This window comes from Sphingomicrobium arenosum, from assembly GCF_026157085.1.
In the GTDB taxonomy this organism is placed as follows: Bacteria; Pseudomonadota; Alphaproteobacteria; order Sphingomonadales; family Sphingomonadaceae; genus Sphingomicrobium; species Sphingomicrobium arenosum.
The window spans coordinates 480,064-496,561 of record NZ_JANPVN010000001.1 but is presented as its reverse complement, the minus strand read 5'-3'; the positions used below and the strand labels follow the sequence as shown (position 1 = coordinate 496,561).

The following is a 16,498-nucleotide window of genomic DNA, read 5'->3' as shown; positions in this document are numbered from 1 at the left end:
GTGTCGCGCGCAGGCCTGAGCGACCGTATCGCGCCCGTCCCGATCCCGTCATTTCCTCCGTTCCGGACTGTTAACCGGAGCAAGGTTTCCGATTTGATAACCTTTCGTGCGTTATGAGGCGGTAACCGTCAGGGGAGCCGCAGGATGAAGGGCGCGATCAGGAGCGCAAGACAGGGACGAGCCGCAGCCCCCAAGCTGTTCGGCTGGACCCTCCTGCTCGGCCTCGTCTTCGGGTTGATCAGTCTCGGCCAGCCGCTCGAGGACCTCGCGCGCACGCTGCGCAACAACCTCCACCCCACCGCGGCGAGCGGCGACATCGTCGTCGTCGCCATCGACCGCAAGGGGATCGAGGATCTCGGCGCCATGCCCTGGCCGCGCTCGGCGCATGCCAAGCTGATCGAGGAGGCCAATGCGCGCGGCGCCGATGAAATCTATTTCGATCTCATCTTCGCAGGCCGCAGCAATGCTGCCGAAGACAAGGCGCTGCGCGATGCGCTGGCGCGGCACGACAATGTCGTCATCGCCGCCAATGCCGCCTCCGAACGCGACACGGTCAACGACAATCTGCGCTTGCCCCATTCGCAATTCCAGCGCGCCGCCCGGCTCGCCTCGGTTAATTCGCACTTCAATTTCCAGACCGCCGTCTGGGACATGAATTTCGCGACCCGCATCGAGGGACAGACCTTCCCGACCTTCTCGGCCAGTCTCGCGGGGGTAGAGGGTAGCCCCGAGACGACCTTCCCGATCGATTATTCGATCCGCCTCGGCACCATTCCGATCATCAGCGCGATCGACCTGATCGAGGGCCGCGTCGAGGACGAGGCCGTGCGCGGCAAGAAGCTGATCGTCGGCGTCACGCCGCTCGAACTGGGCGATCAGGTCTTCATTCCGGGCGAAGGACGCCGCGGTGGCGTGTTCGTCCATGCCATGGGCGGCGAGACGTTGCTGCGCGGCGTGACGGTCGATCTCGGCTGGATCCCCGGGTTGCTGCTCGCCGCGATCCTGCTGGGGATCGCCTGTTTCAGCGCGCGCGCCCGCTATCGCTTCGCTGCCTTGGCGACCGGCGTCATCGCCCTGCCCGCGCTCGCCTTCGCCTTTGAAACGCATGGCATGATGTTCGACATCGTGCCGGGCATGATGGCGCTGCTCGTCGCGGGGTGGGTGCTGATCTATCGCTTCTACAAGGCGCGCGGGTTCGTGAACAACCTCACCGACCTGCCCAACCTCGCCGCGCTGCGCGCCGAGCGCAACGGCAAGACACGGCCCCTGATCGCCGCCAAGGTCCACAATTATGCCGAGATCGCCTCGACGCTGAACGCCGAGGGCGAAAAGCGCCTCGTCGAACAGATTGTCGCGCGCCTCGCGCTGGGGCGGCACCAGGGGTTCAAGCTCTACCAGGGCGATGAAGGCATCTTCGCCTGGTTCGTCGATGGCGACATCGCCATCTCGCACCATCTCGAGGCGCTTCATGCGCTGTTCCGTACCCCGGTGCGCATCGCCCAACAGCCCTATGACATCGCCATCAGCTTCGGCGTCGAAATGGGTTCGGGCCGCAGCATCGCCAGCCGCCTCGGCTCGGCACTGGTGGCCGCCGACGAGGCGGAGAACGAAGCGATCAAGTGGAAATACCATGATCCCGCGCGCCTCCAGGATACGCCGTGGAAGCTCTCGCTCCTCAGCCAACTCGACGAGGCGATCGAGAAGGGCGAGGTGTGGATCGCGCTCCAGCCCAAGCAGGACCTGAAGAGCAAGCGCATCGTCGCGGCCGAGGCGCTGGCGCGCTGGACCCACCCCGAGAAGGGGCCGATCAGCCCGGTCGAGTTCATCGCCGCGGCAGAGAATAACGATCGCATCACCAACCTCACCCACTTCGTCCTCGACGAGGCGGGCAAGGCGCTGGTGCAATTGCGCAAGACCGACCCCGATTTCTCGATCGCGGTCAACCTGTCGGCGCGAATGCTGACCAATCACCGCCTCGTCGGCGCGGTGCTGTCGATGCTCGACCGCCACGACTTGCCCGCCGAGGCGCTGACGCTGGAGCTGACCGAAACCGCCGCGCTGGCGGGGTCGGGCGCCGATATCGAACTGCTCGGCCAGCTGCGCGCCATCGGCGTGCATATCTCGATCGACGATTATGGCACGGGTCTGTCGACGCTCGACTATCTCAAGAAGGTGCCGGCCAGCGAGCTCAAGATCGACCAGAGCTTCGTCAAGTCGATGCGCGACAATCGCTCCGACCTCATCATGGTGCAATCGACCATCGCGCTGGCCCATTCGCTCGACCGCAAGGTGGTCGCCGAAGGGGTCGAGGACCGACAGGTGCTCGAACAGCTCGCCATGCTCGACTGCGACCTGGCGCAGGGTTTTGCCATCGGCCGCCCGATGACGCTCGAGGAAATGCGCCGCCGCCTCGAGCGCGAGAAGAAGCGCCGCGTCGCCTGATCGGCTGGCGCGGGTCCCCGCCCCTTCCTTTCGACGCCTGACAGCCGTCTCGCCTCGAGGCGCAATGACGCGATGAACGCCCGTCGACTGCTTGGCGGCGTCGCACGATCCCGACGACCTTCCTGCCCTCATCGACCGTCCGACACCTTCGGCAAGTAACTGGAGCGATGGCACCTCCTTTTATTTGCGCGTTCGCGAACATCCCCTCGGTTATGGTAAATAACTTGCTAACCTTTTCCATTAAGGTTAATAGGCGGGTCTGTGCGCGGCTCGGCGTGCCTGATTCTGAAGGGGATGAAACATGGCCAAGAACAAGAAACCGACCCGCGGTTGGGTCATCTGGGATTTCTGGAAAGAACTCGTCGGTGGCGGCAGCGGAAGCGGCAGCCAGGCTGGCTAAATCCAGCGCTGACAACCCAAAAAGACTAACCCGGCTTCGGCCGGGTTTTTCTTTGTTTCAAAGATGGTTACTGGCGCGCGCAGTCATTTGCGCGGCGAAACGAACGGGCCGTGGCCCGGCCGATGATCAACCCATGGCGCGGAGGCGCTCGTGGACGATCTCGCCGCCCTTCGTGAGCCGGATCCCGGCCACCAATTCGTCCTCGTCCGGGAGGAGCAACCGGCCGTCTTGCGCGGGCGAATCACCCGCCGATTCGTCGTCCGATCCCACCGTGTAGGCGAGCAGGAAATTGGCGAGGTTGCGCGAGAAGAGCGCAGCGGCATCGCCCGCCAAAGTGCGCGCCAATTGCACCGCGCCGACGATCTTCACCCCGTGGCGCTCGACCGTCTCGCCCGCCACGCAGCCTTCGACATTGCCGCCCGCTTCGGCGGCAAGGTCGACGATCACGCTGCCCGGCTTCATGGTCTTGAGCTGTGTATCGCTGATCAGCCGCGGCGCGGGACGCCCGGGAATGAGCGCTGTGGTGATGACGATGTCCTGCTTGCCGATATGGTCCGAGACCAGTTCGGCCTGCGCTTTCTTATATTCCTCGGAGGTCTCGCCGGCATAGCCGCCCGCGCCCTCGCCCTCGATGCCCTCGACCGCCTCGACGAAGATCGGCTTGGCGCCCAGCGACTGGATCTGTTCCTTGGTGGCCGAGCGCACGTCGGTGGCGCTGACCTGCGCGCCCATGCGCTTGGCGGTGGCGATCGCCTGGAGGCCGGCGACGCCCACCCCCATCACAAAGACCTTCGCCGGGCTCACCGTGCCCGCCGCAGTCATCATCATCGGGAAGGCGCGCTCGAAGAGCGAGGCGGCGTCGACCACTGCCTTGTAGCCCGCGAGGTTCGACTGCGAGGAGAGAATGTCCATCGACTGCGCGCGGGTGATGCGCGGCATCCACTCCATCGCCAGCGCTTCCAGCCCGAGCCCGGCATAGCCGCCGATCTCGGCCCCGCGCGTGGCGGGCGACAATGCGCCCAGCAGCACGGCGCCCTTCTTGGCGCCCTTCAATTCGGACGGGTCGGGCCCCATCACGGTGAGGAGCACGTCCCCCTTGGTGACAGCATCCTGCCGTGTCACGATCCTCGCGCCCGCCGCTTCATAGGCGTCATCCCCGATCCCGGCGCGCGTCCCGGCGCCCGCCTCGATGAGGATGTCATATCCCTTGGCGGCCAGTTTCTTGACCGTTTCGGGGATGGCGGCGACGCGGGGCTCGCCCGCGCCTTCCTTGAGGACCGCGAGCTTCATCAATTGGCGATGATGATCATCACGAGGATGACGATCGGGACGGTCAGGTAGATGCCCCATTTGAGCAGGCTGAGGAAATGGCTCCAGGTCGCGCGGTGCGCGGGATAGTCCATTTCGGTCGCGGTCGGATATTTCTTGTCGGCCATGATGTCCTCTGTCGCAAATGCGTGAATTTCTCGACCGCCACTTAAGCCCGCACCGCCATTCCCGACAAGCCCCTTGCCAAGCCCTTAACCCCTATTTCATCGTCTGCCGCTATGACGGAGGGTGAAACGGGAGGAATGTCCATGCGCGAACCCACGGTGCGATCGCTGCTGTTGCTCGATTCGGATGCCGATGAACGTCGCATCGTTTCGACGGTTGCCCAGCGCGCCGACTGGATGGTGGTGGGCGCCGCCGATATCGAGACCGCGACCGGCCTCCTTCAGGGGCCGCATGGTCGCGAGGTGCGCGCCGCGATCCTGTCGAGCTGGGACGGTGCGACCGGTCCGGCCTTCCTCGAAGCGCTGCGCGAGGAGCGCCCCGACCTGCCCGTGATCGTGCTTGCCGATGCGGGCTCGGTCGAACTGGCGGTCGATGCGATGCGCGCCGGGGCGTCCGATTATCTGTCCAAGCCCGTTGCGCCCGAACGCCTCCTGGAAGCCTTGAATACCCATGCCGACCGCCGCCGCCCCGGCGGCGAGCTCGCGCCCTTGTCGGAAAAGCTCGACGTCGAACTGAGCCTCGAGCAGCTGGTCGGCGCCGCGCCGCAATTCCGCTCGGCGCTCGCGGTCGCGGCCAAGGCGGCACGCAACCGCCTGCCCGTGCTGGTCGTCGGCGAGCCCGGCACCGGCAAGGAAAGTTTCGCCCGCGCCATCCACCAGGCCAGCCTTCGCGCGCGCGGCCCGCTGGTGACGCTCGATGCCAAGCTCGTCAGCGAAAAGTCGATCGAGAGCGAATTATTCGGCCATGTCGCGGGCGCCTTTCCGGGCGCTTTTTCCGAAAAGACCGGGCGCCTCGTCGAGGCCAATGAAGGCACCCTCCTGATCAAGAACATCGCCCGCCTGCCGCTCGAAACGCAAAATGCGCTCGATCGGACGCTGGCGACGGGTGAAGTCCGGCCGGTCGGCTGCAACGGCTCGTCGAGCGTCGACGTACGCCTCATCGCCACGTCCAACCGACCCCTGCCCGCCGAATTCGACGCGCGGCTGAAGGAGCGGGTGGAGAATACCGTCGTCATCCTGCCGTCGCTGCGCGAGCGCTCGTCCGACATTCCCGCGCTGGCGCGCCACTTCCTCGCGCGCATCGCCGAACAGCCGGGGATGCGCCCGCTGTCGATCGGCAATGACGCGCTCGCCGTGCTGATGCGCTACGGTTGGCCGGGCAATCTGCGCCAGCTGGGCAGCGTCCTGTTCCGTGCCGCGGTGGCTTGCGAGGGCAACAGCCTGACCGCCGATGACTTTCCGCACATCGCCATTCAGTCGCGCTTCACCGGGCGCAAGTCCGACGCGCGCACCGAATTGTCGAAGGCGAGCAGCGATCAGGCGCTGGCGGGCGCGGGCCCCGTCACCATTTTCGACGAGGACGGCCACATCCGAACCCTGTCCGACATTGAGGCCGACCTCATCCGCCTCGCCATCGGCCATTATCGCGGTCGCATGACCGAAGTGGCGCGCCGCCTCGGCATCGGGCGTTCCACGCTCTATCGCAAGCTCGGCGATCTCGGCATCGACACCGCGGCCTGAGGCGCATAGCGTGGCGGGCATGACCCGCATCCTCATCACTGGCGCCGCCTCCGGGATCGGCAAGGCCTGCGCCGTGCATCTCGCCGAGCGGGGCGCGCGCCTCCTCCTCAACGACATCGCCCCCCTCACCCCGCCTGCGGGCGATCATGAGGTGATGGTCGGCGACGTGTCCGACCCCGCTTTCTGGGAAGGCGCGGAGCTTGGCGTGCTCGACGGCGCCATCGTCAATGCGGGCATCGGCACCGCCGCGCCGATCCGCGACCTCTCGTTCGAGGAATGGCGGCGCACCATGGCGATCAACCTCGATGGCGCCTTCCTGACGCTGAAGGCTGCGCTGGGGGCGATGAACGAGGGCGGGAGCATCGTCACCATCTCCTCGGCCAGCGCGCTCAAAGCCTTCCCCCACACCGCTGCCTATGGCACCAGCAAGGCCGCGCTGATCCAGCTTACCAAGATCGCCGCCGCCGAGGCCGCGCGGCGCCGCATTCGCGTCAACGCCATCGCGCCAGGCGGGGTCGATACGCCGATCTGGAACCCGATGCTCGACGAGGAGAAGGACCGCGACGAGCAGATCGCCGCGATGGGGGCGACCGTGCCGCTCGGCCGCTATGCCCGGCCCGACGAAATCGCCGCGCAGGTCGCCTTCCTCCTGTCGGACGATGCTGCCACCATCACCGGCAGCGTGCTGACGAGCGACGGCGGCACGGTCCTCTAGTCAAGCCTCCCCGGCGCGCTTAAGCTGTTTCGCAACAGCAACGAGACACTGGGGACGACATATGAAAACGCATTTTCTTGGCGGGCTGGCGCTGGGCGCGCTGGCGGCGGCCTGCGCGCCGGTGAACCAGACGGTCGAGACCATCGCCGCGCCGATCGAAGCCGCTGCCGCGAGCGAGGTGGCCAATGCCGCCTTCGATGCGCTTGCCGCCTCCTACCTCGATATGGATGCGCAGCTCGATCCCGTCAGTGCGACGACGCGCGGCGACCACCGGTTCGATGATCGCGTGACCGACCTGTCGGCGAGCGGGCGCGCGCTCATGATGGCGCAGGTCGACCGCCACCTCGACTGGCTGGCGCAAATCGACCGCGACGCGCTGAGCCGCGACCGTCAAGTCGATGCCGCCCTGCTCGAGAACGCGCTGCGCTACACCCGCTGGCAGATGATCCACGAGCGGGTCTGGGCGCGCGATCCGCAAATCTACCAAGGCTATGCCGGCGGTGCGCTCTACGGCCTCGCCGCGCGCGATTTCGCCCCGTGGGACGTGCGCTTGAAGGCGGCGACCGCGCGAATGCAGGCCTTGCCGCGAATCTTCGCGGCCGCGCGCGCCAATCTCGATCCCGCGCTGGTCCCACCGATCATGGCGCAGACCGTCGCATCGCAGCACGCCGGCCTGACCAGCATCATCGACGGCATGCTGGCACCGCATAAGGACGCGCTGTCGGCGGCCGATGCCGCGGCCTTCGATGCCGCTTATGCCGCCTTGAAGCCCGCGATCGCCGAGCATCAGGCGTGGCTCAACGACACGCTCGTGCCGAATGCCAGCGGCACCCACGCCCTCGGCATGGATCGCTATCGCACCAAGCTCCAGTTCGCGCTCCAGTCGCCATTGAGCCTCGAGGAGATCAAGGCGATGGCCGAGGCGACGATCGTCGACAGCCGGGACGCGATGGCGCAGCTCGCCACGCAGGCGCTCACCGCCAAGGGCATGGCCGTCCCCACCGACCAGCAGGCGCTGATCGAGGCGGGGCTGGCGCTGTCATACGCCGTCCGCCCCGAGCGCGAGGAGCTCGAGCAATATGCCCGCAACCTCGTCGACCAGTCGACCGATTTCACGCGCGAAAAGGATTTCATCACCATTCCGCCCTTGAATTTCGAAATCATCACCATGCCCGAATTCCAGCAGGGCTATGCAGTCGCCTATGCCGATCCGCCGGGGCCGCAGGAACAGCATCTTCCCGCTTTCTACGCGGTATCGCCCATCCCGGCCGACTGGACCGACGAACAGGCAGTGAGCTTCCTCAGCGAATATAATCACTACATGATCCACGAACTCAACATCCACGAGGCGATCCCGGGGCATATCCTCCAGCTCGCGCATAGCGTGCAGAACGACAGCGACCTGCGCGCCGTCCTCTGGTCGGGTAGCTTCGTCGAAGGCTGGGCGGTCTATTCCGAAGAAGTCATGCGCGAGCTCGGCTATCTCGACTATGACCCGCTCTACCAGATGACCGTGCACAAGATGCGGCTGCGCGCGGCGGCCAATGCGCTGCTCGATATCGGCATCCACACCGAGGGCATGACCGAAGCCGAGGCGATGGAGCTGATGACGGTCCGCACCTTCCAGCAGGAGCGCGAAGCGGCGGGCAAGTGGGTGCGCGCCAACCTCGGCTCGACCCAGCTGCCGACCTATATTGTCGGCTATCTCGAGCATATGGCGCTACGCGAGGAAGCCGAGGCGCGGCTCGGCGACGACTTCGACCTCAAGGCCTATCATGACGCGGTGTTGAGCCACGGCTCGCCGCCGGTGCGCTATGCCCGCGCGCTGATGTTCGATTTGCCGATCGAGTAAGCGCCTAGAGCGGTAATTTGGGGGTGAGGGCCTCGTCCTTGAGGCCCCGCCACACTTTCAGCGCCTGAACGGTCTCGGGCACGTCGTGGACGCGCAATATCTGCGCGCCCTGCTCGGCGGCTTTCAGCGCGAGAGTGAGGCTGCCGGGCAGGCGCTGGTCGGCCTCCGCCTCGCCCGCCAGCGCGCCGATCATCCGCTTGCGGCTGGCGCCCAGGAGGATCGGGCAGCCGAGGCCGTGAAAGGCGGCGAGCCCGTTCATCAGCGCCAGATTGTGCTGCACGCTCTTGCCGAAGCCGATGCCCGGATCGAGGATGAGACGCGCCTTGTCGATGCCGCGCTCGGCGGCCCAGGCGACGCGGTCCTCGAGCCAGAGCCAGATGTCGATGAGCGGGTGATCGTAGCGGGGGTTGTCCTGCATCACCTGCGGGTCGCCCTGCGCGTGCATCAGCACGATTGGCACGTCCGAGGCGGCAGCAACCTGTACCGAACGTTCGTCCCAGCCCAGCGCCGAGACGTCGTTGATCATATGCGCGCCAAGTTGGAGCGCGCGCTCCATCACGCCGGCCTTGCGCGTGTCGACCGACACGGCATTGCCGCCCTTGGCAAGCCGCTCGATGACGGGTGCGACACGCTCGATCTCGTCGCCTTCCCAGACGGTGCGCGCGCCGGGCCGTGTGCTCTCCCCGCCCACATCGAGGATTGCCGCGCCCGCAGTCGTCATGTCGGCGCCAGCGAAGCAGGCGGCATCGACGCTGTCGTGGCTGCCGCCGTCGGAGAAGCTGTCGGGAGTGACGTTGAGGATACCCATCACGCGCGGCTGGTCGAGCGGGATTGTACGTTCGCCCAGCTGGAGCGGCACGCGCGGCTGGGTGATCGCCTGCCACTGCGCCGCCATGTCGTCGTCAAAGCTGGCTTCCACCCCTTCGACCGGCACCAGTTCGCTGCGGCTCAACCGATTGCTGTCATCGAGGCGGAGGAGTTCGACCGCCGCGAACCACAGCATCCCGCCCGCCAGCCGCGCGACCTTGCCGTCATGGCCGAAGGGCGCATCGACGAAAGCGGTGGGACGAAGGATAGTCCGGGTCATTACTGTCCGAGCGTGGCGATATGGCGCTGGCGCAGGACGTCGATGTCGCGCCATTCGCCATCGAGCTCGATCTTCCAGAAGGTCCAGCCGTTGCAGCTCGGCGCACCCTGCAAATTCTTGCCGACCTGGTGAATCGAACCCGAATGGCTGCCACTCTTGAGGCTGCCGTCGAGGCCGACGGTGGCCTGCCAGCGACCCTTGGCGTCCTGCAGCACCGTACCGGGCGCGATCATGCCGTTCTCGACCAGTGCGCCGAAGGCGACGCGCGGCGCCGAGCGCTTCTCGGCAATGGTCACCATCTGGCTTTCATCCAAGGGCATTTCGCCGTCGATGCGCGCCTGCGCCGCCTCGATATAGTCGCGCTCGCGCTCGAGCCCGATCCAGCGGCGGTTGAGGCGCTTGGCCACCGCGCCGGTCGTGCCGGTGCCGAAGAAGGGATCGAGCACGACATCGCCCGGCTTGGTGCAGGCGAGCAGCACGCGGTAGAGCAGCGCCTCGGGCTTTTGCGTCGGATGCACCTTGTCGCCCGCATCGTCCTTCAACCGCTCGCCGCCCGAACAGATGGGCAGCGTCCAGTCGGAGCGCATCTGCACATCCTCGTTGAGGGCCTTCATGGCGCGATAATTGAACTTGTATTTCGACGTTTCCGACTTGGCGCACCACAGCAGTGTCTCATGCGCATTGGTGAAGCGCGTGCCGCGGAAATTGGGCATGGGGTTGGTCTTGCGCCAGATGATGTCGTTCAAGATCCAATAGCCCATGTCCTGGAGGATCGCGCCGCAGCGGAAGATATTGTGATAGCTCCCGATCACCCAGATCGAGCCGTCGTCCTTAAGGATGCGGCGCGCCTCGGCGAGCCAATCGCGGGTGAAATCGTCATAGGCCTGGAAGCTTTCGAACCGGTCCCATTCATCGTCGCAGGCATCGACCTTGCCGCCTTCGGGGCGCAAGAGGTTGCCGCCCAATTGGAGATTGTAAGGCGGGTCGGCGAAGATGAGATCGACCGACTTGTCGGGCATGCGCGCCATGGCGGCGATGCAATCGCCCTCGATGATCTGGTCGAGGGGGAGCACCTTCTTCGAGGTCCGCTTACGCTTGGCGGTGCCGCGCGCGAGTTCGGGGTCGCAATAGGCCTCGATGGGGGTCAGTTCGTTCATGCCCGGTCCTTTTCGTGTCGGACCATGACCCCTGAATCAACCATGATTCGCGGTCAAGATTCGGCGGGGAATCAGGCTTTTAACGCGCAAGTCTGTCAAAAGGACTCACGCACCCCTTAACCACAACATCTTGAGTCCGGCGGAATCGATGGGACTCAACCCCTTGTGGTGTGACTCCAAAGACTCGGTTGCGAAATTAAATGAGCGCGAGCTGCGCCACGGGGGCGAAACTGCGGCGGTGGATGGGGCTCGGCCCTTGTTCGCGCAGCGCCTGGAGATGCCTGGCGGTGCCATAGCCCTTGTGCTGGCCAAAGCCGTAGCCGGGGTGGACGATTTCATAATCGGCCATCATCGCGTCGCGTGTTTCCTTGGCGATGATCGAGGCCGCCGCAATGCATTTTTGCGACGCATCGCCGCCGATGATCGCCCGCGCGCCGGCCCAGCGCCATTCGGGGCGGCGGCCCTCGGGGGTGAGGTTACCGTCGATGAGGATTTCGGCGGGATCGCAGCCCAAGGCGACGCAGCACTGCTCCACCGCCCGCGCCATCGCCAGCATGGTGGCGTTGAGGATGTTGTAGGCGTCGATTTCCTCGACGCTAGCGATCCCAACGCCGACCTTGCAGCGCTCGCGGATACGTCCCGCCAGCACGGCGCGCTTCTCGGCCTTCAGCTTCTTGGAATCATCGAGCCCGCGGATGGGGGTACCACACAAGTGCACGGCGGCCGCCACGACGGGCCCGGCGAGCGGCCCCCTGCCCGCTTCATCGACGCCAACGATCATGCTTCAGCCTCGTCCGACATGCTCCGGAAGGCGCCACATCTCGCTGATGCAATCAAGGTCGATGCGATGAACCGACCGTTCGACCGCCGCGCGCATCTTCAAATGCGCCTCGGTGGGTGCCTCGAGATAGGGCGCAAACGCTGCATCGCGGGTCGCCTTGTCGGGCCACAGCGCGATGGCGCACAGATTGCCCGCCTCGTTGGTGAAGAGCGAGGAGCCGAAGCTGCCATCGGGATAGAGCATCGCGGTGACCTCTTCCCAGCCCTCGCGGAATTGCGCCTCCATCCCTTCCTTGATCACCCACTCGAAGAAAGTGGCGATCACGACGGCATCTCCTCTCCGCCCTCTCCAATCCGCCACGGCGGATAGCGGCGGTTCTCGCCCGCCTTGTAGAGGAAGACGGCGTTACCGGCAGGATCGCGCAGCCGCGCCTCGCGCCACATCCACGGCTGGGCGCGCGGCCCATGTTCGAACGGCAGCCCCTCGCGCGCGAGCCGCTCGACGCGGCTGTCGAGATCGTCGCATTCGAAATAGACGGCGAAATTCTCCGCGACGGGCGCATCGGGATCGCACTGGACCGAGAAGGTCGTACCCCCGCCCGTTTCGAAGCGGGCATATTGGTTGTCGGGGCTGTCGACGATCTGGCGAAGGCCGATGCGTTTGTAGAAATCGACCATCTTGTCATAGTCGGTGCCGGTGACGGTCAGCTGGTTGAGACGCGGCGCGACGTCGCGGCCGGTGGCGCCCACATCCATGCGAATGCGCGACAGGCCGAGCGGGCCGTGCCCTTGGCCGAGACCGGGGGCTTCGTGGAGCCCCATGCGCACGAACATGCGCGCGCGATCGATCGCCTCGTTGAGGCCGATGCCGCCGCCGATGAAGGCGGCGATGGCAGCCGACAGCGTGCAGCCGGTGCCATGGTCGTGCACCGTGTCGATGCGGGTGCCCTGCCAGCTGGTGATGTTGTCATCCTCGATCAGCGCGTCGGCGAGCGCCTCGCCCTCTTCATGGCCACCGGTCAGCAGCACGGGCGAGCCGTGGCGCCCGACGAGCTGGAGCGCGCCCGCGATGGGGTCGTCCTCGCCGGTCAGCTGGACGACCTCGGGCATGTTGGGGGTCGACAGGGTCGCGATCTCGAACAATTCGCCCAAGGCTTGCACCGTCGCCTCGTCGGCCAGATGATCGCCCGAGGTGGCGACGATGACCGGATCGACGATGATCGGCACCTTGCCATCCAATTCGCGCAGCCGCTGCGCGATGGCGCGGGTGGTGAAGGCGCTGCCGGTCATCCCCACCTTGATCGCGCTGACCTCGAAATCGGCGAGCACGGCGTCGATCTGTTCGAGCACGATCTCGGCGGGCACGGGATGGATCGCGCCGACGCCGGTGGTATTTTGCGCGGTGACCGCGGTGATCGCGGTGCACGGATGCGCGCCGAGCATGGTGATGGTGCGCACGTCGGCCTGGATCCCTGCCCCGCCGCCGCTGTCCGATCCTGCAATCGAGAGGATTACCGGTGTCGCCCTTGTGTTCATGAAACCTCTTTCACCGCCGCGACGACATGATCGACCCATTGTTCGACCATCGCGGCATCTTCCCCCTCGGCCATCACCCGGACGAGCGGCTCGGTGCCCGACTTGCGGATCACCATGCGCCCATCCTTGGCAAGCGCGGCCTCGGCTTCCTGGATCGCCTGCTTGACGCGCGCGTCCGCGAGCGGATCCCCGCCCGAGTAGCGCACATTTTTCAGGTACTGGGGAATGGTATCGAACTGGTTAAGCATCTGCGACGCCGGTTTGTCCGCATCGACCATCGCCGCGAGGATCTGCAAGCCCGCCACCAGCCCGTCGCCGGTGGTGGCATGATCGGTCAGGATGATATGCCCCGATTGCTCGCCGCCGACGTTGCAGCCACGCTTGCGCATTTCCTCGAGCACGTAGCGATCGCCCACCTTGGCACGAACGAGGTCGAGGCCATTGGCCTTCATGTGCCGTTCGAGCCCGAGATTCGACATGACGGTGGCGACGAGCGCGTCGCCCTTGAGCTGGTCGTGCTTCTTCTTGTGCAGCGCGATGAGCGCCATCAGCTGGTCGCCGTCGATGATACGGCCCTTCTCGTCGCAGACGATCAGCCGGTCGGCATCGCCGTCGAGCGCGAGCCCGATATCGGCGCCCGAAGCGACCACCGTTTCCTGCATCAGCGAGGGCGCGGTCGAACCGCAGCCGTCGTTGATGTTGGTGCCGTCGGGCTCGACGCCCAAGGTGATGAGGTCGGCGCCCAATTCCCACAGCGCCAGCGGCGCGGCCTTGTAGGCGGCACCATTGGCGCAATCGAGGACGATCTTGAGCCCATCGAGGCGCAGGCGATTGGGAAAGGTCGACTTGGCGAAATGAACATAGCGCCCGATCGCATCGTCGATGCGCTTGGCGCGCCCGATCCGGGCGCTCTCGACGAGCCCGGGTTCATCGGTGATCAGCGCCTCGATCGCGTGCTCGTCCTCGTCCGACAGCTTGTAGCCGTCGGGGCCGAACAGCTTGATGCCATTGTCCTCGAACGGATTGTGGCTGGCCGAGATCATGACGCCCATGTCGGCGCGCATCGAATGGGTCAGCATGGCGACGGCGGGGGTCGGCATGGGGCCGAGCAGGACGACGTCCATGCCCACGCTGGTGAAGCCCGCGACCAGCGCGCTTTCCATCATATAGCCTGACAATCGCGTGTCCTTGCCGATGACGACGCGGTGGCGATGGTCGCCGCGCTGGAAATGGGCACCCGCGGCCTGCCCGACCTTCAGGGCCATGCGCGCGGTCATGGGTTCCGCATTGGTTCGACCGCGAATCCCGTCGGTGCCGAAAAATTGTCTGCTCATGGGGCAGCGGCATAGCCCGCCCGTCCCCAAGATGCGAGGGGGTGAGCGGCAGGAGACGCCGCCAGATTGCCTTTTGCTACCGATCGCCTACGTTCGCAGCCGCACAAGAGCGGGGAATTTTTCATGGAATGGCTTGCCGAGACGATCGCCTTCATATCTTCGGTGGTCTTTGCCGAGGTCACCATCGTCGGCCAGCCGGTCGGGGTCATCGTCATGTGGCTGGCCATCCCGATGGTCGTGACGACGCTTGGCCTCGGCTTCATCAACTTGCGCGGCTTTGCCCACGCCATCTCGGTGCTACGCGGCAAGTTCGTCGATGAGAAGGCCGACGGCGCGCTCACTCCCTTCCAGGCGCTCGCCACCGCTTTGTCGGGCACGGTTGGCCTCGGCAATATCGCGGGCGTGGCGATCGCCATCGCCACCGGCGGGCCGGGCGCGGCCTTCTGGATGTTCATCATCGGCTGGTTCGCGATGAGCCTTAAGTTCGCCGAGGTGACGCTGGGCCTCAAATATCGCGAGATCGGGCGTGACGGCGAGGTGCGCGGCGGGCCGATGTACACGCTCAAGAACGGGCTGGCGCAGCGCGGGCTGCCGCGTCTCGGCCTCGTCCTCGGCGGCATCTGGGCATTTTTCGCCATCTTCGGCGGGCTACCGATGTTGCAGGTGAACCAGAGCTACGAGCTGACGACCAGCGCCTTCGGCGTGGCGGATACGCCGACCAATGCCACGCTTTACGGCCTCGGCATGGCGGTTTTGGTGGGCGCGGTAATTTTCGGTGGGGCGCGGCGGCTGGGGCGCGTGACCGCCGCGATCGTGCCCGCCATGGGCGTGGTCTACCTGATCGGCGTGCTGGCGATCCTGGTTGTCGGCTGGCGCGACATCCCGGGCGCCTTGTCCTTCATCGTCTCAGACGCCTTCACCGGCGAGGCGGCGGCAGGCGGCGCGCTCGGCGCCTTCATCATCGGCATGCGCCGTGCGGTCTTCTCGACCGAAGCGGGCATCGGCTCGGCGGTCATCGCGCACAGCCAGAGCCGCACCGACGAGCCGGTCGCCGAGGGGATGGTCGCGCTCCTGGAGCCGTTCATCGACACCGTCGTCATCTGTTCGCTGGGGGCGCTCGCCATCGTCGTGGCGGGGACATGGAACGAACCCGGCGCGGAAGGCATCGCCATCACCGCCGCCGCCTTCGCGCAGATCGGACCGATCATGCCGTGGCTGCTGACGCTCGCGGTCTTCCTGTTTGCCTATTCGACGCTGTGTGCGTGGGGCTTCTACGGTCTCCAGGCATGGACCTATCTGTTCGGCGAAGGGCCGCACAAGGTGTGGATCTTCCGCCTCTTCTACCTCGGCTCGATGCCGGTAGCGGCGATCCTGTCGGTCGGCGCGGTCGTGGATTTCGTCGACAGCGCCTTCTTCCTCATGGCCATCCCCAACATCATCGCGCTCTACTGGTTCTGGCCCGAGTTGAAGGCAATGGTCGACGATTACTGGAGCCGCGTCGTCAAAGGAGGCGCCACAGCCCCGTCGGATACGCCCCCAGCCAGCCATGCGCCCAGGTGACGGCGAGGAAGAGCAGTGTCCCAAGGATCAGCGCGAAGGCGCCGGGGTGCGCGAAACCCTTGGCGAAAGGCCAAAAGCTGGTGCGCGCCTGCCAATCCTTCCACGCCTCGCCCATGAGCTTGCGCTTCTTCACGTCCTGACCCGCCGCGCCGAGGAGCGCGGTGAAGAGGATCGAGGTCGACACCATCCAGCTCGGTAAGGTCGGGTTGATGACCATGTGACTGAGCGCCCAAAGCGCGAAGCCCCACATCATCGGGTGGCGCGTGATGGCATAGACGCCGCCGACGGGCCGCGCGGCAATCTTGTCGGCATCGGGCTGCGGCAGCGCGGGATTACCGCGCAGCGAGCCGGCGAAAAGCACCATCGCGAACCAGGTGACGAGGCTGACCGGCCACCAGAAGGGGAGCGGGTCGAACAGGTGCGGCGCACCCGAGAGCGCCTTATAGGCCTCGCTCATCCCCCACAGGCAAAGGAGCGCGACCAGCGAATAGAGCGCCATGAAGCCGCCCGCGCCCAACCGACGCACCAGCGGCGCTCGGAAAGGGTGGCTCAAGAGCAGGTGGGTGGCGGGAAAGGCCGCCGCCCATAGCGCGAGAGCGGCCTCCCCGTTCACCGGCCCGT

Annotated in this window: 14 protein-coding genes; 5 read left to right on the top strand and 9 right to left on the bottom strand. The window is 66.0% G+C overall.

Annotated elements, in window-relative coordinates; genetic code table 11:
* The first annotated feature begins 144 nt into the window (after positions 1-144).
* Positions 145-2,442, top strand: a complete 2,298-nt coding sequence (locus NUW51_RS02275; protein WP_265562360.1) for an EAL domain-containing protein — start codon at positions 145-147, stop codon at positions 2,440-2,442.
* 526 nt (positions 2,443-2,968) lie between these two features.
* Here NUW51_RS02275 and NUW51_RS02270 read toward each other — a convergent pair.
* Together NUW51_RS02270 and NUW51_RS02265 are read right to left on the bottom strand one after the other, a co-directional pair.
* Entirely contained in the window at positions 2,969-4,132 is a 1,164-nt protein-coding gene (locus NUW51_RS02270) for an NAD(P) transhydrogenase subunit alpha (RefSeq protein ID WP_265562358.1), read from the bottom strand.
* Positions 4,132-4,278, bottom strand: a complete 147-nt coding sequence (locus NUW51_RS02265; RefSeq protein ID WP_265562357.1) for an aa3-type cytochrome c oxidase subunit IV — start codon at positions 4,276-4,278, stop codon at positions 4,132-4,134. Before NUW51_RS02265 ends, NUW51_RS02270 begins: the two co-directional genes overlap by 1 nt.
* A 141-nt stretch (positions 4,279-4,419) precedes the next feature.
* Between NUW51_RS02265 and NUW51_RS02260 the strand changes: the two genes are divergently transcribed.
* From NUW51_RS02260 to NUW51_RS02250, 3 genes are all read left to right on the top strand, one after another.
* Positions 4,420-5,856, top strand: coding sequence for a sigma-54-dependent transcriptional regulator (locus tag NUW51_RS02260; RefSeq protein WP_265562356.1), 1,437 nt, complete (start codon positions 4,420-4,422; stop codon positions 5,854-5,856).
* Positions 5,857-5,875: 19 nt separating this feature from the next.
* Entirely contained in the window at positions 5,876-6,571 is a 696-nt protein-coding gene (locus NUW51_RS02255) for an SDR family NAD(P)-dependent oxidoreductase (protein WP_265587909.1), read from the top strand.
* Between the two features lie 61 nt (positions 6,572-6,632).
* Positions 6,633-8,423, top strand: coding sequence for a DUF885 domain-containing protein (locus tag NUW51_RS02250; protein WP_265562354.1), 1,791 nt, complete (start codon positions 6,633-6,635; stop codon positions 8,421-8,423).
* Positions 8,424-8,427: 4 nt separating this feature from the next.
* On the opposite strand, the gene folP is transcribed toward NUW51_RS02250, so the two are convergent.
* The 6 genes from folP to glmM form a co-directional block, all read right to left on the bottom strand.
* Positions 8,428-9,510, bottom strand: a complete 1,083-nt coding sequence (gene folP, locus NUW51_RS02245; RefSeq protein ID WP_265562352.1) for a dihydropteroate synthase — start codon at positions 9,508-9,510, stop codon at positions 8,428-8,430.
* Positions 9,510-10,667, bottom strand: coding sequence for a site-specific DNA-methyltransferase (locus NUW51_RS02240; protein WP_322597072.1), 1,158 nt, complete (start codon positions 10,665-10,667; stop codon positions 9,510-9,512). Before NUW51_RS02240 ends, folP begins: the two co-directional genes overlap by 1 nt.
* A 196-nt stretch (positions 10,668-10,863) precedes the next feature.
* Positions 10,864-11,448 carry a ribonuclease HII gene (locus NUW51_RS02235; protein ID WP_265562349.1) on the bottom strand — a complete coding sequence of 195 codons (585 nt, stop codon included), beginning with the start codon at positions 11,446-11,448 and terminating at the stop codon, positions 10,864-10,866.
* A gap of 3 nt (positions 11,449-11,451) precedes the next feature.
* Complete coding sequence (locus NUW51_RS02230; RefSeq protein ID WP_265562348.1) at positions 11,452-11,772, bottom strand: hypothetical protein; 321 nt, start codon at positions 11,770-11,772, stop codon at positions 11,452-11,454.
* Positions 11,769-12,983 carry a bifunctional hydroxymethylpyrimidine kinase/phosphomethylpyrimidine kinase gene (gene thiD, locus NUW51_RS02225; protein ID WP_265562346.1) on the bottom strand — a complete coding sequence of 405 codons (1,215 nt, stop codon included), beginning with the start codon at positions 12,981-12,983 and terminating at the stop codon, positions 11,769-11,771. Before thiD ends, NUW51_RS02230 begins: the two co-directional genes overlap by 4 nt.
* Entirely contained in the window at positions 12,980-14,317 is a 1,338-nt protein-coding gene (gene glmM, locus NUW51_RS02220) for a phosphoglucosamine mutase (RefSeq protein ID WP_265562344.1), read from the bottom strand. Before glmM ends, thiD begins: the two co-directional genes overlap by 4 nt.
* A 123-nt stretch (positions 14,318-14,440) precedes the next feature.
* On the opposite strand from glmM, the gene NUW51_RS02215 reads away from it, so the two are divergent.
* On the top strand, positions 14,441-15,877 hold the full coding sequence (locus NUW51_RS02215; RefSeq protein WP_265562342.1) for an alanine/glycine:cation symporter family protein: 1,437 nt from the start codon (positions 14,441-14,443) through the stop codon (positions 15,875-15,877).
* Here NUW51_RS02215 and NUW51_RS02210 read toward each other — a convergent pair.
* The gene (locus tag NUW51_RS02210; protein ID WP_265562340.1) at positions 15,819-16,490 is read right to left on the bottom strand and encodes an NnrU family protein; all 672 of its coding nucleotides are present in this window, start codon (positions 16,488-16,490) and stop codon (positions 15,819-15,821) included. The genes NUW51_RS02215 and NUW51_RS02210 overlap by 59 nt on opposite strands.
* Positions 16,491-16,498: the final 8 nt, after the last annotated feature.